At 67.1% G+C, this 24398-nt stretch carries 22 protein-coding genes; 13 read left to right on the top strand and 9 right to left on the bottom strand.

The genetic code is table 11. The features are described from left to right. The 3 genes from JNG39_RS06225 to glgP form a co-directional block, all read right to left on the bottom strand. Entirely contained in the window at nt 1-882 is an 882-nt protein-coding gene (locus JNG39_RS06225) for a hypothetical protein (RefSeq protein WP_368310291.1), read from the bottom strand. Between the two features lie 9 nt (nt 883-891). Next, on the bottom strand, nt 892-1470 hold the full coding sequence (locus tag JNG39_RS06220; protein ID WP_368310290.1) for an N-acetyltransferase family protein: 579 nt from the start codon (nt 1468-1470) through the stop codon (nt 892-894). Between the two features lie 141 nt (nt 1471-1611). Further along, entirely contained in the window at nt 1612-4092 is a 2481-nt protein-coding gene (glgP, locus tag JNG39_RS06215; RefSeq protein ID WP_368310289.1) for an alpha-glucan family phosphorylase, read from the bottom strand. Between the two features lie 102 nt (nt 4093-4194). On the opposite strand from glgP, the gene glgX reads away from it, so the two are divergent. After that, complete coding sequence (gene glgX, locus JNG39_RS06210; protein ID WP_368310288.1) at nt 4195-6357, top strand: glycogen debranching protein GlgX; 2163 nt, start codon at nt 4195-4197, stop codon at nt 6355-6357. Nucleotides 6358-6377: 20 nt separating this feature from the next. On the opposite strand, the gene JNG39_RS06205 is transcribed toward glgX, so the two are convergent. After that, nucleotides 6378-6929: an OmpA family protein gene (locus JNG39_RS06205; RefSeq protein WP_368310287.1), complete on the bottom strand. Its 552-nt coding sequence runs from the start codon at nt 6927-6929 to the stop codon at nt 6378-6380. 77 nt (nt 6930-7006) lie between these two features. Next, entirely contained in the window at nt 7007-7765 is a 759-nt protein-coding gene (locus JNG39_RS06200) for an SDR family NAD(P)-dependent oxidoreductase (protein ID WP_368310286.1), read from the bottom strand. Nucleotides 7766-8024: 259 nt separating this feature from the next. Between JNG39_RS06200 and JNG39_RS06195 the strand changes: the two genes are divergently transcribed. Continuing rightward, the gene (locus JNG39_RS06195) at nt 8025-8687 is read left to right on the top strand and encodes a BON domain-containing protein (RefSeq protein WP_368310285.1); all 663 of its coding nucleotides are present in this window, start codon (nt 8025-8027) and stop codon (nt 8685-8687) included. A 44-nt stretch (nt 8688-8731) separates the two neighbouring features. Here JNG39_RS06195 and JNG39_RS06190 read toward each other — a convergent pair whose 3' ends face one another. Next, nucleotides 8732-9616, bottom strand: a complete 885-nt coding sequence (locus JNG39_RS06190; protein WP_368310284.1) for a universal stress protein — start codon at nt 9614-9616, stop codon at nt 8732-8734. A 159-nt stretch (nt 9617-9775) separates the two neighbouring features. On the opposite strand from JNG39_RS06190, the gene JNG39_RS06185 reads away from it, so the two are divergent. The 10 genes from JNG39_RS06185 to JNG39_RS06140 all read left to right on the top strand — a co-directional run bounded on the left by JNG39_RS06185 (nt 9776) and on the right by JNG39_RS06140 (nt 20465). Then, nucleotides 9776-11203, top strand: a complete 1428-nt coding sequence (locus JNG39_RS06185; protein WP_368310283.1) for an ATP-binding protein — start codon at nt 9776-9778, stop codon at nt 11201-11203. Further along, nucleotides 11188-12513: a sigma-54-dependent transcriptional regulator gene (locus tag JNG39_RS06180; protein WP_368310282.1), complete on the top strand. Its 1326-nt coding sequence runs from the start codon at nt 11188-11190 to the stop codon at nt 12511-12513. Before JNG39_RS06185 ends, JNG39_RS06180 begins: the two co-directional genes overlap by 16 nt. Nucleotides 12514-12660: 147 nt before the next feature. Continuing rightward, the gene (locus JNG39_RS06175; RefSeq protein WP_368310281.1) at nt 12661-13395 is read left to right on the top strand and encodes a hypothetical protein; all 735 of its coding nucleotides are present in this window, start codon (nt 12661-12663) and stop codon (nt 13393-13395) included. A gap of 65 nt (nt 13396-13460) precedes the next feature. Beyond that, nucleotides 13461-14030 (top strand): hypothetical protein, encoded by a 570-nt coding sequence (locus JNG39_RS06170; protein ID WP_368310280.1) that lies wholly within the window; start codon nt 13461-13463, stop codon nt 14028-14030. Nucleotides 14031-14061: 31 nt separating this feature from the next. Beyond that, complete coding sequence (locus JNG39_RS06165) at nt 14062-15168, top strand: metallophosphoesterase (RefSeq protein WP_368310279.1); 1107 nt, start codon at nt 14062-14064, stop codon at nt 15166-15168. Further along, nucleotides 15165-16442, top strand: coding sequence for an MFS transporter (locus JNG39_RS06160; RefSeq protein WP_368310278.1), 1278 nt, complete (start codon nt 15165-15167; stop codon nt 16440-16442). Before JNG39_RS06165 ends, JNG39_RS06160 begins: the two co-directional genes overlap by 4 nt. A gap of 60 nt (nt 16443-16502) precedes the next feature. Then, nucleotides 16503-17297, top strand: a complete 795-nt coding sequence (locus tag JNG39_RS06155; RefSeq protein ID WP_368310277.1) for a hypothetical protein — start codon at nt 16503-16505, stop codon at nt 17295-17297. Next, on the top strand, nt 17297-17854 hold the full coding sequence (locus JNG39_RS06150) for a DUF2878 domain-containing protein (protein ID WP_368310276.1): 558 nt from the start codon (nt 17297-17299) through the stop codon (nt 17852-17854). The genes JNG39_RS06155 and JNG39_RS06150 overlap by 1 nt, the downstream gene beginning before the upstream one ends. A 228-nt stretch (nt 17855-18082) precedes the next feature. Further along, nucleotides 18083-19249: an aldo/keto reductase gene (locus JNG39_RS06145; RefSeq protein ID WP_368310275.1), complete on the top strand. Its 1167-nt coding sequence runs from the start codon at nt 18083-18085 to the stop codon at nt 19247-19249. Nucleotides 19250-19322: 73 nt separating this feature from the next. Beyond that, a complete protein-coding gene (locus tag JNG39_RS06140; protein ID WP_368310274.1) occupies nt 19323-20465 on the top strand; it encodes an SMP-30/gluconolactonase/LRE family protein in 1143 nt (380 codons plus the stop codon). A 182-nt stretch (nt 20466-20647) separates the two neighbouring features. Here JNG39_RS06140 and JNG39_RS06135 read toward each other — a convergent pair whose 3' ends face one another. After that, on the bottom strand, nt 20648-21733 hold the full coding sequence (locus tag JNG39_RS06135; RefSeq protein WP_368310273.1) for an aldo/keto reductase: 1086 nt from the start codon (nt 21731-21733) through the stop codon (nt 20648-20650). A 114-nt stretch (nt 21734-21847) separates the two neighbouring features. Between JNG39_RS06135 and JNG39_RS06130 the strand changes: the two genes are divergently transcribed. Beyond that, nucleotides 21848-22753, top strand: a complete 906-nt coding sequence (locus tag JNG39_RS06130; RefSeq protein ID WP_368310272.1) for a LysR family transcriptional regulator — start codon at nt 21848-21850, stop codon at nt 22751-22753. A gap of 7 nt (nt 22754-22760) precedes the next feature. Here the strand turns inward: JNG39_RS06130 and JNG39_RS06125 are convergent, their stop codons facing one another. Next, on the bottom strand, nt 22761-23570 hold the full coding sequence (locus JNG39_RS06125; protein ID WP_368310271.1) for an EthD domain-containing protein: 810 nt from the start codon (nt 23568-23570) through the stop codon (nt 22761-22763). Between the two features lie 18 nt (nt 23571-23588). Then, nucleotides 23589-24341, bottom strand: a complete 753-nt coding sequence (locus JNG39_RS06120; protein WP_368310270.1) for an SDR family oxidoreductase — start codon at nt 24339-24341, stop codon at nt 23589-23591. Between the last annotated feature and the right edge of the window lie 57 nt (nt 24342-24398).

Genomic DNA, 24398 nt, shown 5'->3' with positions numbered 1-24398 from the left:
CTAGTGCGAAAAAAGCACCGGAATGCGGGAGTACGAGAGCAACTCGCGGGTGACACCCCCGATGGCCCACTCGCGCAGCCGGGTATGCCCATAGCCTCCCGCGACGATCAGGTGGGAATGCGAGGCGCTGGCATGTTCCATGATGCGCGCCGCGGTGCTTTCGTCGCCGGACAGCTTGAGGAAAATGGGTTCGGCGGCCACGCCATGGCGCGCCAGGAGCGCGACCGGTTCGGCGGGATCCGACGCGTAGGCGTCCTTCACCGAAGCCACCGATACCGCCTCGCAGCCTTTCAGCAGCGGCAGCGCGTCGTGGATCGCACGAACGCATTCGCGGGTATCCGCCCAGGCCACCGTCGCGCGGCGAGGAGGCAGCACCGGCTCCGATCCGTGCGGAACGACCAGTACGGGAAGCCCGGTTTCGAACAGCAACCCGCTGAAATAGCGGCGGGACGAGGCCGCGTCGCCGTCGTGGGGATCGGGGCCGCCGATCACGACCATGTCTCGGCAGCGCGCCGCCTGCGCCGCCAGCGACGACGGTTCGATGTACAGCGATTCCAGCGCATGCACCTCGCCCGGCACGTGCGCGCGCTTGAGGTGTTCGCGCCAAGCCGCGGCCTGGGTCTTGGCTTCGTCACGAATGGTGTCGTAGGCCTCGATGAATGCCGAATCGGGCACCAGCGACCAGCTGTCCACCAGCGGTGTCGGCATCAGGAGCAGTTGCAGCAGGTCGACGCGTGAACCGAAGGCGCTCGCCAGTAGGATGGCGGCGTCCACGGCGGCGCGATCGCTCGCCGTTTCGGTCAGCGCTACCGCGATGTCGGGGTAGGCCTGCTGCGCCGGTGGCTTCGTGGATGGCATGGGCTGGGCAACGGAGGTCGTCATGGCCGGTCCTCAATGCGTGGTGGAGAGTTGCAGCGTATGCATGACCAGGGTGGCGTCACTGGAATCCGGAACACGGGTGAACCCGAGGTGCCGAGCGAGTTCCTCCATGTCGTGGTTTTCCGCCAGATCGATCGAATACATCGTCTGGAAACCGTTACGCCGCGCCGTGTCGATCAGGTGGTGCATCAGGGCGACCGCGAGCCCCCGGTGCCGCCAGTCGTCCGCCACCGTCACCGCGCATTCGCAGCGCGTACGGTCCGACGCGGAGGCGTAGCGGCTTATGCCGACTTCGCGCAACTCGCCGTTATCGTGCGCGAGGGCGACATAGGCGACCCGGGTCACCCCGTCGGTGTCCATGAGGCTATCGAGCAACGGTGACGATGCCTCGCGCATCTCTCCGAGGAACCGGCATCGACGCGATTCCGGGGACAGTCTCCGAATGAAAGCCTGCTCGCGCTCGCGGTCTTCCGGGCGCAGCGGCCGGATGAGCACCGGGGTGCCGTCGTTCAAGGTCGTGACGGCATGTTCGCCGGCCACCGGGGGAAAGGGACTGTGCGACGACGTGGGAGTGGACGTGGCGTGGGTCATGGATGCTATCTCTCTGGATCGTGGAGCGTGATAGGGACATCGGATTGGACGCATGTCGGCCACGGGGAGTACGTGTGACCGAGGTATATGCCAGCGCGATGCACCGGCTCTTGATCGTCGTCAACCGCCGTGGCCTGGCGTTCAACGCTGCCAGGCGATCCATGGCAGTTCCGCGGGAAGAAAGGCGTCGTCGTGCCAGGGCCGCACGCGGACGGTGTAGTCGTCCGCCGGGCGGATGGCGGGAAGCGTGGTGACGAACTCGTAACCGCCGATGGAGCCGCCGATCGGGGAACCGATCTGCATCGGCACGCATTGCCGGGGCATGCCATGCCGCTCGTCGGCATAGAGTTCGGCCCTTACCCATTCCCGTCGCATGCCACCCAGGTACACGTGCGCCCGGAATCGCCAGGCATCACCGTCGAGCACCACGTCCACGTCGTCCAGCCGAACCTCGTGCCAATGCGAGGAAATGTCCCGCGCCCAGGCCGCCAGGCTCTCGTGTTCCGACCGGCGGCGTAGCGCGCGCGCCGCGGGGAGGTAGAAATCCTCCAGGTAGCCGAGCAGCATCCGGTTGCTGCTGAAGCGCGGCGCAAGCCGGGACATGCTCGCGCGCATGCGCTGGACCCAACGCGGGGGAAGCCCATGCGCATTGCGCTCGTAGAAGCACGGAACCACCTCATCCTCCAGCAGGCGATAAAGCGTCGCGGCGTCCTGCGCATCGTCACCCGCGGCGGGAATCGCCCATCCGCAGGCCGCGTCATAGGCTTCCGCCCACCAGCCGTCGAGCGTGGAAACGTTCAGGCCGCCGTTCGCCAGCGTCTTCATGCCGCTGGTTCCGCATGCCTCCCAAGGCCTTCTCGGCGTATTGAGCCACAAGTCCACGCCCTGGACGAGGCGCTGGGCGAGCGCGAGGTCGTAGTCCTCCAGGAAAACGGCGCGCCCGAGCACCTCGGGACGCCGCGTGAACGTCACCCATGCCTGTACCTGCCGCTTGCCTTCGACATCCTCCGGATGCGCCTTGCCCGCGACGATCAGCTGCAATGGGCGCGACGGGTTCGTCAGCAGGCGGATCAGTCGCGGGGGATCCTGGAGCAACAGGTTCATGCGCTTGTATCCGGTAAAGCGCCGCGCCATGCCCAGGGTCAACACGTTCGGATCCAGCCCCCCTTGCGCGCCGGCCGCCTGTCCCGTCGATTCGCCGCGGAGGCCCGCCTGAAGCTCCGCGCGCTCGCGTGCGTAGCGCACCAGTTCGGCCCGCTGCCTCGCCGCAAGGTTCCACAAGGCGGCGTCGTCGGTGGCCGCCACGGCGGCTTCGAGGCAACGGAGGTCGCCGCGCCATCGGCCCTTGCCGCAGGCCGCGGTCCACAAGGCGTCCGCCTGCGCCGAATCCCACGACGGCACGTGGACGCCGTTGGTCACGTGACGCACGGGCACCTCGGCCAGTGGCCATCGCGGGTACAACCGGGCGAAGAGCCGACGGCTTACCTCGCCGTGGAGACGGCTCACCGCGCTCGCCTGCGCGCAGCCCCGCAGGGCCAGGTAGGTCATGTTGAACGGTTCGTCGTCGTCCGCGGGATCCGCGCGGCCGAGCGCGAGAAGATCCTGAAGGGAAAGCCGGCAGTCGGCGAGGAGACGCTGCGCATACTTGTCGACCAGCGATGGCGAAAAGGCATCGAAGCCCGAGGCGACCGGCGTATGCGTGGTGAACACGTTACCGGCACGCGTGGCCCACCAGGCCTCGTCGAACGGTACCCCTCTCGCATGCATGTACCGTCGGGCGCGTTCGAGCGCCGCCAGCGCCGCATGACCCTCGTTCAGGTGCGCCACCGCATCGTCCTTTCCCAGCAGTGCCAGCAGGCTCCAGCCGCCGACGCCGAGCACCACTTCCTGCAGGAGACGCGTTTCGACGCTTCCGCCATACAGCTTGGCGGTGATGCCGCGGTCGACGGCACCGTTGAGCACGTGGTTACTGTCGAGCAGGTAAAGTGCCGCGCGCCCCACCTGCGCTTGCCAGACACGCAACCGCAGCACCCTGCCCGGCAACGGAACCGTCACTTCCAGCCATGAGCCGTCCGTGCCCAGTGCCGGCTGTATGGGCAGGCTGACGGGATCGTTGTACGGGAACGTTTCGCGCTGGTTTCCCGAAGCGTCGATCGTCTGCCTGACGTACCCCTCCTGGTAGAGCAGGCCGATGCCCGTCATGGGAACGCCCAGGTCGCTGGCCGTCTTCAGGTAGTCGCCCGCAAGCACGCCCAGGCCTCCCGCGTACAGGGGCAATGCTTCACTCAGGCCGAATTCCATGCTGAAGAACGCGACGCCGGACGGCACATCGACCGGCCATCGGGACGCGCACAGACCCGCTGTACGCAGGTACGCGGCACGCTCATCCGTCGCCGTCGCCAGGCTCGCCAGAAAGGCCTCGTCCGAACGCAGCTGTTCGAGTCGGGCCTGCGGCACGTTCTGAAGCACCACCCACGGGTTGTGCGTGGCGTTCCAGAGTTCCGCGTCGACGCGTTGCCACAGCCCGTCCACGGCATGGTTCCAGGTCCAGCGCAAGTCGAGCGCCAGCCCGGTCAGGGCTTCCAGGCCAGGAGGGAGGGTGCGCGGCGATACCCGGTGCATACGGCGGCATTCCATCCGGACGGCGGTGTCGGCGATGATCGGCCGATCGCCGGACCGCGCCCTTGATCCTCGTCAAGCATCCGCCGCCTGCCGGGTGTTTCCATGCCTCCACGATTCTCCGCCACGGCAGCGCGCAGCGTGGTATCCCTCGTTCTCACCGCCGGCACACCGCAGCCCCCGGGCGCCTCCTGGGACGGCCGCGGCGTCAACCTCTCCGTGTTCTCGCGGCACGCAGAACGCGTGGAGTGGTGCCTGTTCGATGCCTCGGGACAGAACGAGATCGCACGCCTGCCGTTGCCCGCGCGCGACGGCGATTTCTGGCACGGGTATCTCGAAGGCGCCGCGCCCGGCCTGGTCTATGGCCTCCGCGTGCATGGGCCGTACGCGCCCGGCGAGGGCCATCGATTCAATCCGCACAAGTTGCTCATCGACCCCTACGCGAGGGAGTTGCGCGGTGCGTTTCGGTGGAACGATGCCGTGTTCGGCCACACGATCGGGGAGTCGTCCGTCGTCGCGACGCCCGATACGCGCGACAGCGCGCCGTACGTTCCCCGCAGCGTGGTCGCCGCGCCGATCGTCGCATCGTCCCTGCCGCGCCCTCCCCGCCCGCGCATTCCGTGGACGGACACGGTGGTCTACGAGATGCACGTGAAGGGTTACAGCATGCGTCACCCGTCGATACCGGAACACCAGCGAGGCACGCTGGCCGCTCTCGCGCACGCGGACCTCATCGCCTACTGGCGCGACCTGGGCATCACCACGATCGAATGGATGCCGGTCGCCAGCTTCATCGACGAGCAGGACCTGGCGCGACATGGGCTGACCGACTATTGGGGCTACAACCCCATCGCCCCGCTGGCCATCCATGCGCCGTACCTTTCCACGGGCCATGCGCGGGAAATGGTGGACACCGTCGACCGCCTGCACGCCGCCGGACTCGAGGTGGTCCTCGACGTGGTGCTGAACCACACGGCGGAAACCGGGGCCGACGGCCCCACGCTCAGCCTTCGCGGGTTGGACAACGCCAGTTATTACCAGCTGCACGAAGGCGACAAGGCTCGCTACGTCGACCACTCCGGATGCGGCAATACGCTCGATCCGGGACAGCCGGCCGTGATCGCCCTCTTCCATGCCGCGCTCAGGTACTGGGCCTGCGAGATCGGCGTGGATGGCTTTCGCTTCGACCTCGCCACGCTGCTCGGCCGCTGGGAAACCGGCCGTTTCGACGCCAACGCGCCGCTGTGGCGAACGATCGCGGCCGATCCCGACCTGTGCGACCTGAAACTCATCGCCGAACCCTGGGACGCTTCACCGCACGGTACCGCCCTCGGCGCGTTCCCGGCGCCGATCCGCGAATGGAACGGCCGCTTCCGTGACGACGTCCGGCGCTTCTGGCGCGGCGATGCATGCAGTCGTGGCGCCTTGGCCACCCGCCTCGCCGGCTCGAGCGACGTGTTCGGTCACGGCGGCCGCACTCCCGGCATGGGCGTGAATTTCGTCACCTGCCACGATGGCTTCACCCTCGCGGACCTCACCGCCTACGCGGTCAAGCACAACGAGGCCAATCCCTACGGCGGCAAGGATGGGAGCGACGACAACCTGAGCGCCAACGGCGGCCACGAGGGCGAGACCGACGATGCCGCGGTGCGCGCGGAGCGGCGACGCCGACGTCTGGCCATGCTGTGCACGCTGGCCTTGTCACGCGGCGTACCGATGCTGCTCGCGGGTGACGAGCTGTCGCGCACGCAGCGCGGCAACAACAATGCGTTCTGCCAGGACAACGACCTGAGCTGGATCCACTGGCAGGCGCTCGGCGATCCGCTGCTCGACCTGCGCGCATGCGTCGCCGCCGCGTTGCGCCTGCGTCGCAGCTTGCGTTTTTTCCGCGTCGACGCGTTCTTCTCCGGCGTCCCGCCCGCCGGCGCCGCGACGGATGCCGACGTTCGCTGGTTCGAGCCCGATGGCCGCGAACTCGACGCGAGTGCCTGGAACGACGTCTCCCAGCGGGGCCTCGGCGTCCTGTTCACCGATCCGCCGAACGAGGCAGGAGCCCTCGAGCGCCTGTTCCTCGCGATGAACCCCGGCGACGCGACGCTCGCGTTCCGCTTGCCCGCGCCACCGGGGACGCGCGCCTGGCGGATCGTCCTCGATAGCGACGACGCAGGGATCGCCTCCGCGACGGCGTCGACGATCCCCTGTGGCAGCCTCCTCGACCTGGTGCCCGGCCAGCTGCTTGCACTGGTCTCGGCATCCAGCCGGGAATGACGCACCGACGAATCAGGTGCTCATCCGCCACTGGCCGCGGCGGATGATCCGGCATAGTCGACCACGAGCGAAACACGGCGGTTCGGTTCGGCGCCGTCGCCCCACTTGTCCTTGAGTACCTGGCGATTCCGCGCCTTGCCGTAACTCACCGCCCGCACCTTGTCCGCCGAAAGGCCGCCGGTGGACGTGAGGTAGTCGCGCACGGCCTCGGCCCGCGCCTGTCCCAGGCGCATGTTGAACGCCTTGCCGCCCGCCGCATCGGCGAAGCCTTCGACGGTGACGATCGCCTCCGGGAACTGGCCCGATACCACCTTGGCGAAATCGTCGAGCACCGGCTTGTCCTCCTCGCGGAGCGTGGCATCGTTGAACGCGAAGTGGGTGGCGGTATCCACCCGGATGCGGCCTTTCATCTGGGCGATCTTCGCGTCGTACTCCGCGAAGCGTTGGCGCATCTGTTCGGCGAGGCCGTCGATCTCCTGCTGCTGCTTCTGGTCGGTTGCCCGCAGCTCGGCGATCGCCGAATCGAAATCGGCCTTCTTGACGTATCCCTGGCAGCCCGTCAGGGCGGCCATGAGGACACACGACGAAACCACGATAAGACGGCGATGACAACGCATGGTCGGTTCTCCTGTGCATGTGGGTTGCCCCCCTACCGGGCCGTATACCCCCCGTCGACGACGAATTCGGCGCCCGTGATGAACGAGGCTTCGTCGGATGCGAGAAACACCGCGCACCACGCCACCTCGTCGGGCGTGCCCAGCCTTCCCAAGGGATGCAGGTCGGCGAGCGCCCGGAATCTCGCGGCTTCGTCGCCTTCCTTGCCGGCCACGAAGCCGTCCACCATGGGGGTACGGATGAAACCCGGATGGATCGAATTCACGCGGATGCCGTCTTTCGCGTAGAGCAGTGCATCGGTTTTCGTCATGAGCCGCACCGCGCCCTTCGATGCGTGGTACGGCGGCAGGTCGGCGGCGCCCACCAGGCCGTAGATCGACGAAAGGTTGATGATGCTGCCGCCGCCCCCGGCACGCATGAGGCCCACCGCGTGCTTCACGCCGAAGAAGACACCTTTCACGTTGATGCGCTGGACGCGGTCCCATTCGTCTTCGGTCAGCTCGTCGGTGGGCTTGTCGGCCCCCGCGATGCCCGCGTTGTTGACGAGGATGTCGAGCCGGCCGTACATCGCGTGCGCGTGCTGCATCGCGCCGGCGACCTCGGTTTCACGCCCGACATCCGCGTGGACGAAATCGATCCGCCCGCCTTCCATGGGCGCATCGTCCGACGGAGGACGGCACACGTCCGCCACCACCACGTCGGCGCCCTCCTGGGCCATGCGCCGGGCGCAGGCGGCGCCGATACCCATGGATCCGCCCGTGACCACGGCCACCTTTCCCTTCAACCGGTTCATGAAAGCGCCTCCGGCGTTCGACGATGACAGCATGGATCCGGCCCGTGGCCACGAACTTGACCTGCATCAAGCCGCACCGTGCGACGGGTCGTAGATTTTTTCGTCTTCATGGGAAGGAGCCGGCCATGGCCACCGAACGTACCCGCGCCCTGCACACCGCATGAAACCTAGGCCTTCACGGAGCGATCGATTGATCGCGATCAATGCCGGGCGAACCGGGCCCCGCTAGATAGGTGTTTCCTTCCCACGGAGAAGCACCATGAACGACATGCAGTTGCGTCAGGACATCGTCGAGGAACTCGACTTCGAGCCCGGCATCGATGCCAGGGGTATCGGCGTATCGGTCACGGACGGCGTGGTGACCCTCAACGGCCACGTGCCCAGCTACTCGCAGAAGATCGATGCGGAAAAAGCGGTGTGGCGCATCAAGGGCGTCAAGGCGCTCGCGCAGGAGCTGGAAGTCCGGCTTCCCGAGCACGCCAAGGTCAACGACGACGAGATCGCCACGCGTGCGGCGAGGATCATCGCCTGGAACGTCGGCGTGCCCGCCGACGCCATCCACGTCAAGGTGTCCCACGGCTGGATCACGCTGAGCGGTACCGTGGACTGGCATTTCCAGCGCTTTGCCGCCGAAGCGGCGGTCCGTCGGCTGACCGGTATCCATGGCGTCTTCAACAACGTGGAGATCAAGCAGGCGCTGAAGTCGGACAACGTGCGCGAGAAGATCAAGGACGCGCTTCGTCGCCATGTCGAGGGCGAAGCGTCGCGGATACGCATCGACGTCAAGTCGCCTGGCGACGTCACCCTGGAAGGCGACGTGGGCGACTACGAGGAGCGTCGCGCCATCGAACGCGCCGCGTGGTCGGTGCCGGGCGTGCGCGCCGTGCACGATAACCTGCACATCCAGTGGCATGCCAGTTGACGGCGGGCGTCGCTCCCGGTTCAGGCCGGGAGCGCGCCATCGGATCAGTGCTGGACGAGTATCGACATCGAAAGTGTCGCCGAGCCCAGGATGTGGTGCGTCGTGCCCCCCAGCACCCGCTCGCGCAGGGGCGAGTGTCCGTAAGCGCCCATCACCAGCAGGTCGGGCTCGAGCTTCGCGACCCGCGCCAGCAACTGGGGACCGTCGATGGAACGCTCCGCCACGCGCCTGCGGTGGGGCGTGACGCCGAAGCGCGCGAGAAAACGCACCGGATCGAACCGCGGCAGGTGCGTCCGCCCCGCGCTTCCGTCGAGGAGGTGGACGTGTCGCGCGGCGACGATGAGAGGCATCGCCGATCGCAGCGCGCGCGTGGCCGGGCCGCTGCCATCGTAGGCGATCACGATGCGATCGTAGGTCGCTCCGGGCGCGCACGGCGTCGGCAGGATGAGCATCGGAAGGCCGCAGGCCAGCGCCAGTTCGTCCAGGCCGCCCAGCGACTTTTCCCGCGCCGGCGGCGTGCGCTGTACAACGATGAGGTCGTGCCAGCTGCACAGCGCCTTCAGCTCGCGGAGATAATCGTCCCCCAGCACGGCCCACTGCGGATCGTGCGCGCCGGCGATCAGCGCCTCGTGAACGAAACGATCGCCTGCGTGGTCCTTGCCGAGGTCGTCGCCGCGTTGCCGTTCGGGCGCGTTCTGCAGGAGTGCCATCACGGTGGGCTCGTGGCCATGGATCCTGCCGTGATGGAACGCTTCGGGCATGGCGCAACCGGTCACGACACCGCGCCCCCGCGCGGCGAGCCAGCTGCCCACGCGGGTGGCCGCGACGCATCCGGGATCGGCGATGACGAGGACATCGCCCACGGCGGGCATCCCCACCTGGCTGGGCAAGGCGGCGCCATCCATGGTGGCGACGGTCAACGTGGACATGGGCGCATCTCCGAGGGCGATACAGCCACTTTAGGCAAACCGGCCAGGCCGACGATTGACGCTCGTCAACGTCGCTGCGGCCGGGAAGATCAGGACCGGTCTTCACGCATTCCTGCCGACCGCGTACATAGGATTTCGTCTCCTCACGAGTGATAAGACGTGCCTAGCGCGCTTTCCCGCCAATTGTTGGTCATCTGGGCCCTCGTGGCCGTGGCATCCCTCGGCATGGCGGGCCTCTTGCTCATCGCCTGGCAACAGACCGGGTCCGTCCAGGTCGCTGAAGCCCGGCAGTCCTTGTCCGCCGACTGCAACGCCATCGTGCACCGCTATCGAACGGCGACGCCGGCCGCCAGGGCGGCTTCGTCATCCAACGGCTTGCTGGACGTGGTGTTGCAACTGGTCCTGGAGGACGCCGTCGGCATGGAAGGTGGGGCATGGGAGCGCGGCCGCGGATTCACCGCCTATGCGTATCCCACCTATGAGGGTTCCGGCGCCAAAACCGACGTGCCCGTTGCCGAACGAGGGAATATCGCCACGGTCGCCGAGGCGGCCATCGCCACGGGACAAGCCCGAACCTATACGAGGCAAGGCGACCGCGAAACGGTACTGATCACCGCCTGCCCTCTCGACGCGACCCGCAGCGTGTGGACGATGACGCGCCTGCCCCGCGCGCCGGGACGATGGTCGGGGTGGCTGACCATCGGCTTGAGCATCCCGCTGGCCCTGGTCCTGGTATCGGCCGGTGGACTCCTGGCCATCATGCGACGCTGGCGACGGAAGCTTTCGGCGGTCGAAGGCGCGTTGATGCATGCCTCCGAGGTGCCCGTGATCCCGCCCACCGGCTCGCCCGAGGTCGATCGCCTGGCTGCCGCCGTCGTCGCTCACGCGTCCCGTCTGGCGGAGAGCCGACGACAGGCCGAGGCCCTGGAAAACGAGTTGCGGCGGCACGATCGGCTGGCGACCCTGGGCCGCATGACCGCCACGGTGGCACACGAGATTCGCAATCCCATCGCCACCATGCGGTTGGCGGCCGAGAATGCGCTCGCCCAGGCGTCGGAGAGCCGCGATGCGGGCGGCTCGCTGGCGATGGTGCTGAACCAGGTGAACAAGCTGGACGGCCTGGTCGAGAGCCTGCTCGGCATGGTCCAACCCATGCGCGTGCGGTTGGCGGATACCGACCTCGGCGCATGGCTCGACACCCTGCTGCACGACTGGCCCCATGAGACGTTGACCGTACACCGCGCGTTCCCGAACGGTCTGCACTGGCGCATCGATGCGGACCAGATGCATCGGGCCGTCGAAAACCTGCTCCGCAACGCGTTCGAACACGATGCGACGCAGGTGGTGCTGAGCATTGAACAACGGGATGCGATGCTGCACGTCCATGTATCGAACCCCGGCGAACCGTTGCCGGACGACATACGGGATCGGCTCTTCGAACCGTTCGTCAGCGGTCGGCCGAACGGCAACGGACTCGGCCTGGCCCTCGTCAACGAGATCGCCCTGGCCCACGGAGGCGCCGCGCGTTACGTGCGGGACGCCGACATGCACCGGTTCATCATGGATATCCCATGGCACGCATCCTGATCATCGACGACGATCACGACTTTCGTGCGACGCTGGCCGCGACGCTGGAGTCGCTCGGCCATCAGGTCACGATGGCGGCGGACGCCACCGAGGGCCTGCGCCGACTGGACGCGGATGGCATCGACCTCGCTTTCCTGGACTACCGCATGCCGGGCATGGATGGCCTGTCGTTGCTGCGTGCACGTCGAAACGACGCCGCCGCGTCGCCCGTTCCGATCATCATGCTCACCGCATTCGCGTCGGCGCAGAACACCATCGATGCGATGCGGCTGGGTGCGTTCGATCACCTGATCAAGCCCATCGGCCGCCAGGAAGTGGCCAGCGCGGTGGAGCGTTCCCTCGCCTCCGTCGGTTTGCCACCGACGGAGGCGACATCCGCCGCCGAGGATGGAGAGATGCTGGGAGCGAGCCCGGCGATGCGGCAGGTCCACAAGCGCATCGGCCTGGCCGCCGCCACCGACGTACCGGTACTGATCACCGGCGAGACCGGCACGGGCAAGGAAATGGTGGCGCGGGCGCTCCATCGGGCGGGAGAGCGTGCCGGTCAAGCGTTCGTCGCGGTCAACTGCGCGGCGATTCCACCGGAACTGCTCGAAAGCGAGTTGTTCGGTCATCAGAAAGGCGCGTTCTCGGGCGCCATCGCCGATCGAAAGGGCTATTTTCGCGAAGCCGACCGCGGCACGCTGCTGCTCGACGAGATCGGCGACATGCCGCTGGCCATGCAGGCGAAGCTGCTGCGCGTGCTCCAGGAAGGCGAAGTCACGCCTGTCGGGAGCAGTCGCCCCGTGCGCATCGACGTGCGCATCATCGCGGCCACGCACCGCTTCATCGAAGAGCGCATCGCGGCCGGCGAATTCCGCATGGACCTGTTCTATCGGCTCAACGTATTGCCCATCGAACTGCTTCCCTTGCGCGAGCGCATCGAGGACATCGCCGTCATCGCACGCCACGTTCTCGATGCCGATCCCTCCCGGCGCAAGGTCCTCTCCGACGCCGCGCTCGCGCGCCTGGAGCGGCATCCCTGGCCGGGAAACGTGCGCGAGTTGCGCAACCTGATGGAACGCTGCCGGGTCCTGGTTCCCGGGCCCGTGGTCGACGTGTCCGATATCGAGGGCATGCTTCCCCCTGCCCCATCCGCGATCCCGGCATCGGAAGATCTCTCCTTGCCCGATGCGGTGGCCGGGCTCGAGCGCCGCATGATCGCGCAAGCGCTGGCGAGCGCCGACGGCAATCGCGCCGAAGCGGCACGCCGCCTGGGGATTCGGCGGCAGTTGCTCTATCGCAAACTGGTCGATTACGGCCTGGAGTGATGTCCTTTTGAAAGACGCGAGGTGTCCCCAAAAGGGACATGCGCGCCGCGCTTCGGCGCGCCGAATGGCGAAACGACGGGCTTCGGGCGCTGGCACGGAGGATGCAATACCGGTCCTGCGGAGTTCACCGCGGCCGAGGAGTGTCCCATGCAGCGTCTTCCCCTGATCATGAGCGCGATGGCCATGGCCATCGGCGTCGCGGCGGCGCAAGATCGACCGCCGGCACCACCCCCGCCCGTTGCCGGCGCGACCGCGCCGGTACCGCCCCCCGTTCCCTTCCCGGCGAATGCCACGCGCGATACGCGGGACGGCCGGGTCGCACGCGTCCTCGTCAATCCCAACGGTGACGTGGACGGCCTCCTGCTTGCCGACGGCACGCAGGTGGCGATGCCGCCGGGACTGGGCAACACCGTGGCGACGCACGTGCGTAAAGGCGATGCCGTCCATATCGAAGGATGGCGGGTGGGAGAACTGCCGCTGTTGCAAGCCATGGCAGTGGACGCCGCGGGGACACGATGGGTCGACACGCCACCGACCGCACCGCCGGAACCACCGGCACTCTCGCCGATGGAGGCCCATGGCCAGGTCGCGCAGCCGCTCTACGGTCCGCGCGGAGACGTCAACGGCGCGGTCCTCGACGACGGCACGATGCTGCATCTGCCGCCGCCGGCATCGGACCGGGCCCCCACATGGGCGACGCCCCATGCGCCCGTGAGCGCGAAGGGGTTCGGCGTGGAAACGCGTTACGGCCGATCCATCCAGGTCACCGCCCTGGGCACCCGCCCGGGGACCGAGCAGCCGCTCGCCGTGCCGCCCCAGCCCGGTCCGCTTCCGCCGCCTCCGCCGGCGGGCCTTCCCACCGCCTCGGCCACCACGCCCTGAACGATCGTGCGCCGCCGCCCGCGCGGCACGCGAGCCCCTTTTCCTTCCTCATCGAGAACCACCGCATGCATTGGATCGACCCCGATCATCTTCCCGCCACGCACGGCACGCTCGAGCGTTTCGTGCCCAACGGCCACGGCGCCATCGACGGGATGCTGCTGACCGACGGCACGGAAATCCACACGCCGCCGCACCTTTCGGCCGCCCTGGCGCGCGCGATCGAGCCCGGCGCCCGGCTCGCGGTGCGCGGCCTCGCGGTACGCGGCGCGAATGTCATCGTCGCCGTGGCCATCGATCCGCCGAAAGGAAAGCGCATCCTCGACGAGGGCCCGCGCGAGGGAGCGCATCACGATAAGCCGCCGAAGGACGACGAACGCTGGGCCTACGAGGGCCGGATCGAACGACGCCTGCACGGTCCCAAGGGCTCGGTGCATGGCGTGCTGCTCGAGGACGGTGTCGTGTTCCGGATACCGCCCCATGCGGCAGATCCGCTGGATCGCCTCCTGGCCACCGGCAACCACGTCGCCGCCGAAGGTCGCTGGTTGGACACGCCGCACGGTGCCGTGCTGGTGGCCGATGCCATCGGTCCCCGGGCCGACGCGGTCGCACCGATGCCGAAGAAGCCCGGTCACTGACACCCCATCCCCCCGTAGACGAGGCCATCCGATGCTTACCTGGGCACACATCGGCGATCTGCATGCATCCTCCGACGACGACTACCTCGGCACCGCGCGCCTCGCCGAGTGGGCGGCGCAAGCAAGGCAACAGCTACGCGGCGCCGTGGACTTCGTCTTCGTGCCGGGCGACAACGCCAACAACGGTCTTCCCGCGCAGTACGCGCGCATCGTCGATGCGCTCGACGGGCTGGACATCCCGATCCATGCCATTCCCGGCGATCACGACCGGGAGTCGGGGCACCTGAATGCATTCGCCCGCATGCCCGGCGCGGGCGTATTGCCTCGGGCCGTGCACGCCGACGGCCGGCGCTGCCTGTTCCTGGACGTCGTCTCGGCAGGCGGCGGTGGGCCGGATTTCCGTCTCGGTGAGGCGCAACTCGCATGGCTTGCGGACGAACTGGATGCCTCGCGCTCCGACACCCATCGCCCGGCCGTCTTCATGCACGCCTACCCCAGTGACCTCGCGCACGAGGGCGAGGCGTTGGGCCAGCTCTTCGCCCAGGCGGGGGTGGCCATGGTCGACACCGGGCATACCCACTACAACGAGGTGCTCAACGACGGCCGGGTCATCTATGCATCGACGCGTTCCCTGGCGCAGATCGAAGAGGACGACGGACAGCCGGGGTTTTCCATCGTCACCCTGGACGGATGCCATGTGAGCTGGCGTTTCAAGAGGCTGGCCTCTCCGTGGCCGTTCGTGACGATCACCGCCCCCGCCGACCGCCGGCTGGATACCGGATGCACGCACGTTCCGGAGGTACGGGCCAAGGTGTTCGGGCGCGACATCGCTATCGTGACCCTCGCCATCAACGGCCAGGCGCCGCAAGTGATGGATCAGGACGAATGGAACGCCACCGTCTGGTCGGCGCCGCTTGGCGGATTCCATGCAAAGTCCGGCGCGGAGCTGGTGGTCACCGCCACCGACACGCGCGGCAACAGCCATGCGGACCGCATCGAATGGCTCGGCACGCACGGGCGCGCGCGAACGATGCCCGACGCCCCCCTCGGTACCGACGCCCATGCGGTCGAAGCGTGGCCCGGGCATGGCCTGCTGGGCACGCAATTGGGGCCCAACAAGCACGGGAGAAAGTGGTGAGCGATGCCGGAAAACGGGTCGTCGACGGGCAGCGTCCGCTGGAGGCGCTGAACTTTTTCGTGGCGGACGTCCAGGCGGGCATCGGCCCGTTCCTCGGCGTGTTCCTGCAATCCATCGGCTGGCGGACCGGCGCGATCGGCACGGTGATGACGATCGGCGGTGTCGCGGGATGGCTGGTGACCGCGCCGGCCGGCGCCATCGTCGACGCCACGCGCCACAAGCGGCTGGCCGTGGTGATCTCGTGCGCGTGCACGGTGCTGGCGTCGTGCATCGTCTGGTACGCGCATTCCTTCGGCATGGTGGTGCTGTCGCAGGTGGCCACCGCCGTCGCAGGTGCGCTTCTCGGTCCAGCGATCGCCGGCATGACCCTGGGCATGGTGCGAGCCGAAGGCTTCGACCGCCAGTTCGGACGCAACCAAGTGGCCAACCATGGGGGAAACGTCGTCGGTGCGGGGCTTTCGGGATACATCGGCTGGCGTTTCGGCTTCGGCGGCATCTTCCTGGTGGCCGCGACGTTCGGGGTGTTCGCCATCATCGCGACGCTGCTCATCCCGGAACGGGCCATCGACCACCGAGCCGCTCGTGGGCTGGAAGGTCGCGAGGCGGACGATGGGTCCGCTGCGCCGTCGGGGTTTTCCATCCTCGTGACCTGTCGGCCGCTACTCGTGCTGTCGGCGGCGCTGGCCCTGTTTCACCTGGGCAACGCGGCCATGCTGCCCCTCTATGGCATGGCGGTGGTCGCCACGCGACAAGGCGACCCCAGTGCGTTCACGGCCCTGACCATCGTCGTGGCGCAAGTCGTGATGGTCGGCGCGTCCCTCCTGGCGATGCGACTCATACGAATCCAAGGCTACTGGACCGTCATCCTCGTCACCTTTCTGGCGTTGCCGATCCGCGGGCTGCTGGCGGCGTTTTTCGTCGGTCGCTGGGGCGTCTATCCCGTCCAGGCACTGGACGGCATCGGCGCCGGATTGCAGAGCGTGGCCGTCCCCGCCATGGTGGCGCGGCTCATGCAGGGCACGGGCCGCGTCAACGTCGCCCAGGGCGCCGTCATGACCATGCAGGGTATCGGCGCCGCACTCAGCCCCGCCCTCGGCGGTTGGGTGGCGCAGTCGGTCGGGTTTCGTGGCGCGTTCCTCCTCCTGGGCGCCATATCGGTCGGCTCGCTGGGGCTGTGGTGGGGTTATCGGGGAGTCCTGGGTCCCCAGGGCGGCGCCACATCGGCCACCGGGCCACGCATCCAAACGACGGAAAAACCCGTAAGAGCTGGATAAGCCGGATAGCGCTCGTCGAGGCTGTCTTCCCTTGATCGACCGCCACGAAGGCCCGCCAGCATGTCGAATCGTTCCACCGGTTTTCTCTGGGCATGCTTCGTCGTTGCCATGGCGGAATGTTCCGCGGCGCAGGCAGCGGACACCACGACGGGACATTACACCGGCGTGGCCTACGACCCGGAAACGTCCCAGGTTCGCTATCGGGAAGAACACTGGCTGATGGGCGGCGGCGCGGAACGCCGGCGCTTGGTGCTCTACCGGTGTCCCGATGGCCGTCCGTTCGCGCGCAAGCTCGTCCGCTACACGGGGACGGCCTGGGCGCCGGAGTTCGATTACGAGGACGCGCGAAGCGCGTACCGGGAAAGCGTGAAGATCGCGGGCGACGAGGTCGCCGTGACCTTGTCCCGTGGCACCGAGGCGTCGCGCACGGGACGCGTGGATCTGCACGCCAATACCGTCATCGATGCGGGCTTCGACGATTTCGTCGGGGCGCACTGGTCGGGCATCTCGAAGCCGAATGGCATGACGGTGCGTTTCGTCATGCCGAGTCGGATCGACGATCTGCGGCTCGCTATCCGGCCCGACGCGACGTCGACCGGATCGCCGTCGGTCAAGCATTTCCGCATGACCCTGGACGGCTGGCTGGGCGCTCTCGCCCCGACGGTATCGCTCGCCTATACGGAGGTCGATCACCGACTGATCGGTTTCGAAGGCCCGAGCGACATCAAGTCGGACGACGGCAAGACCCAGAAGGTCCGCATCGTTTTCCCCACGTCCGACGACCGGCCGCCCGTCTCGCTCGATGAGATCGCCTCGCTCCGGGTCCAGCCCCTCGTGACGAGTTGCTCGCGTTGATGGATCCGAAGGTCATCCGCCGCCACGCCGGGACATGGTTCAACCTCATCGGCTATCAGGTCGTCTGGTTCACCGTGGTCATCGGGGCAGGTCATGGACGCCCCGGCTGGGGCCTGGTCGCCGGTGCGCTGTTCGTCGCGTCGCAAGTGGCCTTTTCCCGCCACGTCGTCCGCGAATGCGGGCTGTTGGGCATGGCGTTGCTCATAGGCACGGCGGTCGACGGCGTGCCGTCGATGCTCGGCTGGTGGCACTACGCGTCGCCCTATCCCGCGTTACCGCCGGGCGGCGCGCCGGCGTGGATCCTCGTGCTCTGGCTCAGTTTCGCCACGACCCTCAGCCGGTCGATGGCCTTCGTGCGTGGCCGACCTTTCGTCGCGGCGCTGCTGGGAGCGATCGGCGCACCGATGGCCTATCTGGCCGCCGCGCATGGCTGGCAAGCGGTGATCTTGCCCGCGTCTTCCGTGCCGGCCGTGCTTTGGCTGGGCGTCACGTGGGGCCTGGCTTTGCCGTTGCTCTCCCAGATGGCGATATCGCCTTCGGCAACCCGTCAGTCATGACTCGCGCGGCCGTGCATCGAACGATCGTCGCGTGAAAAAGCGACACACAAAGATGAACGCCGGTGACGATCGATGCGATCGGTGCCTCCTATCAAGGCGGCATTGAAAGAACATCAACGAATTCACGCCATGCCGACGCGGTGGCCTCGCTACGATGGCATGCGTGCGGTCTTTCATGACGACCGTCATCTGCCGTATATCGCGGCCTTCCGAACCAAGGAGCCCACCATGTCCTTCGACTCTTCGCTCAATCGTCGTGACTTCCTGACGCTCGCGGCCACCGTATCGGGCGCATTGGCGATGCCGAGCCTCGCGGGCGCCCGGCCTTTCGCCACGGATGCGAGGACGCCAGCCAGCGCCCCGGGAACGCGCAACACCCGTGCGTCGCGTATCTTCGACCGCCCCGAATTCCGCTACGGCCTGGGAGGCGTCCCCATCGGCAACGAATTCGAAGTCGTCACCGACGAGGACGCGTATCGCACGCTGGAAGCCACGTGGAAGGCCGGCGCCCGCTATTTCGACGTCTCGCCCTGGTACGGACTCGGGCTCGCGGAACGCCGTTTCGGCAGCTTTCTGCACAACCAGCCGCGCGACGCTTACCTCCTTTCGACCAAAGTCGGCAAGCTTCTCAAGGCCTCCCCTAAGAACAACGCCAAGGAGCTCTTCGAATACGGCAATTCGCCGAACAACGTGACGTTCGATTACACCGCGGCCGGTGTTCGCCGATCCATCGAAGACAGCCTGCAGAGGCTCGGTGTCGACCGTATCGACGTCGTTTTCGTGCACGACATCTCCTCGGACAATGCCCTTCTCCCCACGCCGTGGCCTGAGCAGTTCGCCATTGCCCTGAAGGGCGCGTTTCCCGAGCTTTCCCGGATGCGCGACGAGGGAATCATCCGCGGCTGGGGCATCGGCGTGAATACGCCGGAACCGATCCTCCGCGTCATCAAGGAATCCGATCCCGACGTCTGCCTCCTCGCCTCGCAGTATTCGTTGATCGACCACGCGAACGCGCTGAACACCATCTTCCCGGTGGCCCGACAGCACGGGGTCGAATTCGTCGTCGGCTCGTCGTTGAATGCAGGCTTTATCTCGGGCAGCCCACGCTACAACTATGGAAAGCGCTCCTGGGATATTTCCCGCGAACACCTTGCCAAGCGCGATCGCTTGCGTGCGGTCGCGAGCCAATTCGGCGTGGACCTGCGCACCGCCGCCATCCAGTTCTCCGCCGCGCCCGACGTGGCCGCCGCGCTCATCGTCGGCGCGCACACCGAGGCGCAAGCGCTCGCCAACGCAAGCTCGATGAAGGCGACCGTCCCACCCGCGTTCTGGGCCGAGCTCAAACGCCAGGGACTCATCGAACCGAATGCGCCGATCCCGTCGGCGAAGGCCTGACGGCTTTCGCCATCGCCATCGGTGTCGGCCGCCGTGCCGGCTCAGGCCGGTTCGGCCCGTAGAGGCTACCCCCATGCATAAGCTGATCCTCACCGCCCTGGCAGCGGGCACCGCGCTGGCCGGCTGCACGCCGAGCGCGGCGTTTCCGAACGGCTCTCCCGCCACCGACAATGCGGCCGTTTTCGCCATTCAGCCTCGCGAATACAACACGATGGACAGCATGGCGCGGGGACCCGACGGCAGGATCGTCGTGGCGGTGCCCAACTACAACAACCTCACGCTCGAAAAGACCGGGCGGGCGGCGGCCGCCTCGCCCGCCCGACTGGCGCTGCTCGATCCGGTCAGCAGGAGGCTTACCGACTGGTATCGCTTCGCCCCCGGCGACGTGAGCCCCGAGACGGGGAAAGTCGCGCCGATGGGCGTCGCCTTCGGACCCGACGGCAATCTCTACTATGTCGACCGGCAATCCCCTTATAAAAAGGGCCCGTACAGCCGCATCGCCAGGATCGTGATCGAACGCGGCAAGCCGGTGCGCCAGGAAGTGGTCGTCGAAGGCGGCTTCGGCACCAATGACCTGGCCTGGCGTGGCCGCCGGCTCTACGTCACCGACGCCGCCATGGAAGTCGTTCCGAAAACGGCGAACAACATCAGTGGCGTGTTCGCGTTCGACCTCGACGAGTTCGCGAACGGACCCGTGCATCTGCGTCCTTACGGAGAGGGGGTTCCCGATCCACACCTTCTGACGACCTTCGTGTCCAACAACAAGACGGGTGCGGGGGCGGACGGCATCGCCTTCGACGATGCGGGTGACCTGTACGTCGGGATCAACGAGGAAGGCACGATCTTCAAGGTGGCGATGGGTGCCGACGGGCGCCCCGCCGGGGCGCCGCGGCTCTTCGCGAGGGATAAGTCGATGCTATCGGCCGACGGCATGGCGTTCGATGCGCGACGTCGACGGATCTATGTAGCCGATTTCCTCGGCAACGCCGTCCATGCCATCGACATGCAGGGCAAGGTCACCACGCTGCAACGCAACGGCGACGCCGGCAGCTCGACGGGCAAACTCGACGAGCCCTGCGCCGTGCTCATCCTCGGCGATATCCTCCTGGTCGCGAACATGGACTACGTCTCGGCCGCGCCGGGAAGTGCCGTCAACACCCGCCTCGACGACGACCACGCCATCTCCGCGATCGCCCTGCCACCCGTGAAGCATTGAACCAGGCCCGACAGCACGCGACGGAGGACGGTCCTCGACCGCCCTCCGTCGTGGATCACGGCTCGCTCCTCGTCGAGGGATGGACTCCGTCACCCGCCGGCACCAGCGCGTGGGACACGATGCGCGTAGCCAGGTATCGAATCATGGAGTTCATGGCTTTTTCCTCTCGGCGAAAGCGCCGTTCATTGCTCGTCGGTACGCTTCAGGCCCATGCTGAGGCGGTGGCGTTGCAGGTACTCGCGCTCGGCAGGCGTGGGACGATCCAGCGCCCACATCGCGCGATGCCAATACGGGTAGATGGCCGGGGGGCGCCCGGCCCTCTCGATGATCTCCAACTCGCCGGAACTGAGCTCCAGGCGAGCCGAGTCGAGGTTGTCGCCAAGTTGCGCCTCGTTGCGCGCACCCAGGACGATGGAACGAACCGGCGGCTGTCCTCGCAGCCAGGCGAGGGTCACCTGTGCCACGCTGACGTCGCGCGCCGCGGCGATCCGCTTCAGCGCATCGATGACGTTCCACAACGTGTCGCGATCGGCCACGTAGGGCTCGGGCCAATGATCGTCGCCCTGGCGCGTGTCGGCGGGTGGCGGCGTATTCCGGTCGACCCGTCCGGTGAGAAGGCCCTGACCCAATGGACTCCACACGACCGTCGCGACGCCGAGTTCCTCGCCTGCGGGAATGATTTCATACTCGGCTTCGCGAGCCGCCGGCGTGTAATACACCTGGTGGGCCACCGGCGGCGGCAAATGCATCTGGCGAGCGAGCATGACGGTCTTCGCGACCTGCCATCCCGAGTAATTGGAAATACCCCAGTAACGGATCTTTCCGGACTTGACCAATCCACCCATCGTTTGGACGGTTTCCTCCACCGGCGTCACGCCGTCCCAGCGATGGACGAAATACAGGTCGAGGTGATCGGTACCCAGGCGTCGCAGCGAATCGTCGATCTGGCGTGAAAGATGCGCTCTCGACGCACCGGCGCCGTTGGGACCATCGGTCATCGGACTGGCCGCCTTGCTGAAAAGCAGGAGGTCGTCGCGCCGGTCCGCGATCGCTCGGCCCACCACCGACTCCGCGTCACCCTTGGAATAGAGATTGGCGGTGTCGACGGCATTCACGCCCGCGTCGAGCGCGGCCTCCACCATGCGGCGCGCCTGCGCCGCGTCGACGGAACCCAGTGCTTCGAAACCGTTGGTTCCGGCGAACGTCAACGAACCGAGAACGTATTCGGAAACATACAGGCCGGACTGGCCCAAGGGATGGTATTTCATCGAATCCTCCAGCGTCGTGATGCCGGAATACAAACTATGCGCCGGCGCTTGCGAGCGGAATGGGTTTTTGTTGAAATCCATTCAATGCCCCGATAATCGGCGAAGGCGAAGGCCATGCTGTCCCGTTCGGAATTGGCCGACCTCAACGTGTTTCTCGCCATCGCTCGACGCGGCAGCTTTCGCGCCGCGGCCATCGATCTCAGCCTCACGACGTCGGCGCTCAGCCACACCATGCGCAAGCTCGAAGACAGGCTGGAAGTTCGCCTGCTCAATCGCACCAGTCGATCCGTATCGCTCACGGCGGCGGGACGGGAACTGGCCGAGGCGCTCTCCCACGGCCTGGACGCCATCGCCGAGGGCCTGAACGCGCTGGAAGCGCATCGCGGCGCTCCCGTCGGCAGCCTTCGCATCAACGCGCCACGCGACGCTGCCCGCTTGCTCATCGCGCCGATGGTGGTGGATTTCGTACGGAGGTATCCGCAGATCCACATCGACCTGATCGTGGACGATCGTCCGATAGACATCGTGGCGGAGGGTTTCGATGCGGGCATCCGGTATGCGGGCAGCGTGCCGCGCGACATGGTGGCGGTGCCTCTGACGCCGCCGTTGCGCTGGATCGTGGTCGGCTCGCCGGAATACCTCGGCAGGCATACGCCTCCGCGCCACCCGGACGATCTCTACAAGCACATGTGCATCCAGATGCGCGTGGGCGACAACTCGACCTATCCCTGGGAGCTGGGCGACGGTCCATCCATGGCCCGCGTCGACGTGCCTGGCGTCATGCGCGTCAACGAAACCGAAGCGACCATCGTGGCGGCCATGCGCGGTGTGGGCCTGGCGTACTGCCTGGAAATGCGCGTCCGGGAAGAGCTGGCACGCGGCCAGCTCCTGCAGGTGATGCCGGACTGGTCGTCGATGGGCGATCCATTCTGCATGTATTACCCGAGCCGGCGGCGGTCACCGCCGGGCTTGACGCAACTCGCGGACATGGTTCGCCGACAGAACGGGATCTACGATTGACCGCGGGTCAGAAAACGCGTTCGGAACGGGCCAGATAGAGGAACGAGGACGGCGTCTTGCGCAGCGATTCGAAGGCGTCGCGATCGGCCGCCACCGCCTCTTCGAAGTGCGTCTGGGTCGGCCAGATGAACTGGCGGATGATCGCCATCTGTGATCCCGGCACCACGCTGCGGTTGATCACCTGCCGGAACGTCCGCATGCGTCGCGAGAGTGCCAGCGACTCGTCGACGGTCCAGTCCACCGAACGGTCGCGGACGAATTGCGTCAGCGTGACGTAGAGGTTGGAATCCTTGTCCGACCAATACAGGTCGCCGAACGGCGCATCCGGCGCGATGGTGCCGCGGCTGGCCTGCACCACGTCTTCCGCGGCCATCGTGATGACGTGCTTGGACTGGTCGACGAAGTTCGGCTCATCCGGCTGCACGTACTTGATGAAATGCGGATCCTTGCTCAGGTCCGCCGCGGGCAGGCTGTCGTGCCACACCTCGGCGATGGCGAGGTAGGTCGAATCCGAATCCTTGAATACCGCGCTATCGAGCCGATGGTGCTGGATGTATTTCCGGTTCCCGCGCATGTCATGGACGAGGGTGCCGTGGGGATGGCGCCAATGGTCATCGAACGCTTGGCGGCTGATGCCCGCGCGGGGGTGGGCCAGCTGGATCAACTTGACCGGCCCGACATGGGTGCCGGGTGTGGTGGCCGAGGGAGCGGGCGCCGCGGCGGCGCCAGCGGCCGCCCCGAGCAGCGCCACCGAGGAGGCGGCGATGAAGTCGCGGCGCGAGATGCGGCCGGATCGGCGATCGTCTGGTGAAGTCATGTGCGTGCTCCAGCAGGTCTAAGCCTGTTCGGTGGGAAGGACGAAAAGCTCCGCGACGTTCACGTGGGACGGTGCCGTGACGGCATACGCCACCGCGTCGGCGATGTCGGGGGCATCGAGGAAACGGATCTGCTTGCGATAGGCCAGCATGGCCTCGCGCTTTGCCGCATCCGCGGTCTGGTCCGGCAGCTCCGTGGCAACCGCGCCGGGCTGGATGCAGGTGACGCGGATGTTGTGTGCCTTCCCGACCTCCATGCGCAGGCCCTCGCTGAAGGAGCACACGGCGAACTTCGTCGCCGAATACACCGTGTAGCCGGGCCCGAAGACGCGGCGCCCCGCAATGGAAGACACGTTGACGATGTGACCGGCGTGCTGGCGGATCATGTGGGGAAGGACCATCGCCGTGGCGTTGAGCACACCCTTGACGTTCACGTCGACCATGCGGTGCCAGTCCTCGAGATGGAGCCGGTCGATGTCCGATACCGGCATGATCCCGGCATTGTTGAACAGCACATCGACGGCACCATAGGTCGCGACGAACGATTCCACCCCCTTGGCGACGGAGTCGTGGTCGGTGACGTCCATCTCGATGGCGAAGGCGTCCCCGCCGTCGGCGACGATCGCGTCTCGGAGTGCCGTGAGTCGATCGATGCGCCTTGCGGCAACGCCCACCCGCATGCCGAGCGCCGCGAGACGCCTCGCCGTGGCTTCACCGATTCCGCTGGACGCGCCGGTAATCAGCGCGCATTTGCCCGATATGGGAGATGACATGGATGTCCTTCATGGGATGCGGCGCGGAGGCAGCGCCATGGACGGAACGTTACCCGC

This window comes from Luteibacter sp. CQ10, from assembly GCF_040900725.1.
Taxonomy (GTDB): Bacteria; Pseudomonadota; Gammaproteobacteria; order Xanthomonadales; family Rhodanobacteraceae; genus Luteibacter.
This window is presented reverse-complemented; position numbering and strand designations above follow the sequence as displayed.

Coding starts and splice junctions, on each gene's coding strand:
- JNG39_RS06180 (WP_368310282.1), top strand. CDS start 11,188: ATGGCACGCATCCTGATCATCGACGACGATCACGACTTTCGTGCGACG.
- JNG39_RS06170 (WP_368310280.1), top strand. CDS start 13,461: ATGCATTGGATCGACCCCGATCATCTTCCCGCCACGCACGGCACGCTC.
- JNG39_RS06165 (WP_368310279.1), top strand. CDS start 14,062: ATGCTTACCTGGGCACACATCGGCGATCTGCATGCATCCTCCGACGAC.
- JNG39_RS06125 (WP_368310271.1), bottom strand. CDS start 23,570: ATGACTTCACCAGACGATCGCCGATCCGGCCGCATCTCGCGCCGCGAC.
- JNG39_RS06190 (WP_368310284.1), bottom strand. CDS start 9,616: ATGTCCACGTTGACCGTCGCCACCATGGATGGCGCCGCCTTGCCCAGC.
- JNG39_RS06130 (WP_368310272.1), top strand. CDS start 21,848: ATGCTGTCCCGTTCGGAATTGGCCGACCTCAACGTGTTTCTCGCCATC.
- JNG39_RS06145 (WP_368310275.1), top strand. CDS start 18,083: ATGTCCTTCGACTCTTCGCTCAATCGTCGTGACTTCCTGACGCTCGCG.
- JNG39_RS06175 (WP_368310281.1), top strand. CDS start 12,661: ATGCAGCGTCTTCCCCTGATCATGAGCGCGATGGCCATGGCCATCGGC.
- glgX (WP_368310288.1), top strand. CDS start 4,195: ATGCCTCCACGATTCTCCGCCACGGCAGCGCGCAGCGTGGTATCCCTC.
- JNG39_RS06155 (WP_368310277.1), top strand. CDS start 16,503: ATGTCGAATCGTTCCACCGGTTTTCTCTGGGCATGCTTCGTCGTTGCC.
- JNG39_RS06225 (WP_368310291.1), bottom strand. CDS start 882: ATGACGACCTCCGTTGCCCAGCCCATGCCATCCACGAAGCCACCGGCG.
- JNG39_RS06135 (WP_368310273.1), bottom strand. CDS start 21,733: ATGAAATACCATCCCTTGGGCCAGTCCGGCCTGTATGTTTCCGAATAC.
- JNG39_RS06150 (WP_368310276.1), top strand. CDS start 17,297: ATGGATCCGAAGGTCATCCGCCGCCACGCCGGGACATGGTTCAACCTC.
- JNG39_RS06220 (WP_368310290.1), bottom strand. CDS start 1,470: ATGACCCACGCCACGTCCACTCCCACGTCGTCGCACAGTCCCTTTCCC.
- JNG39_RS06120 (WP_368310270.1), bottom strand. CDS start 24,341: ATGTCATCTCCCATATCGGGCAAATGCGCGCTGATTACCGGCGCGTCC.
- glgP (WP_368310289.1), bottom strand. CDS start 4,092: ATGCACCGGGTATCGCCGCGCACCCTCCCTCCTGGCCTGGAAGCCCTG.
- JNG39_RS06140 (WP_368310274.1), top strand. CDS start 19,323: ATGCATAAGCTGATCCTCACCGCCCTGGCAGCGGGCACCGCGCTGGCC.
- JNG39_RS06200 (WP_368310286.1), bottom strand. CDS start 7,765: ATGAACCGGTTGAAGGGAAAGGTGGCCGTGGTCACGGGCGGATCCATG.
- JNG39_RS06205 (WP_368310287.1), bottom strand. CDS start 6,929: ATGGCCGCCCTGACGGGCTGCCAGGGATACGTCAAGAAGGCCGATTTC.
- JNG39_RS06195 (WP_368310285.1), top strand. CDS start 8,025: ATGAACGACATGCAGTTGCGTCAGGACATCGTCGAGGAACTCGACTTC.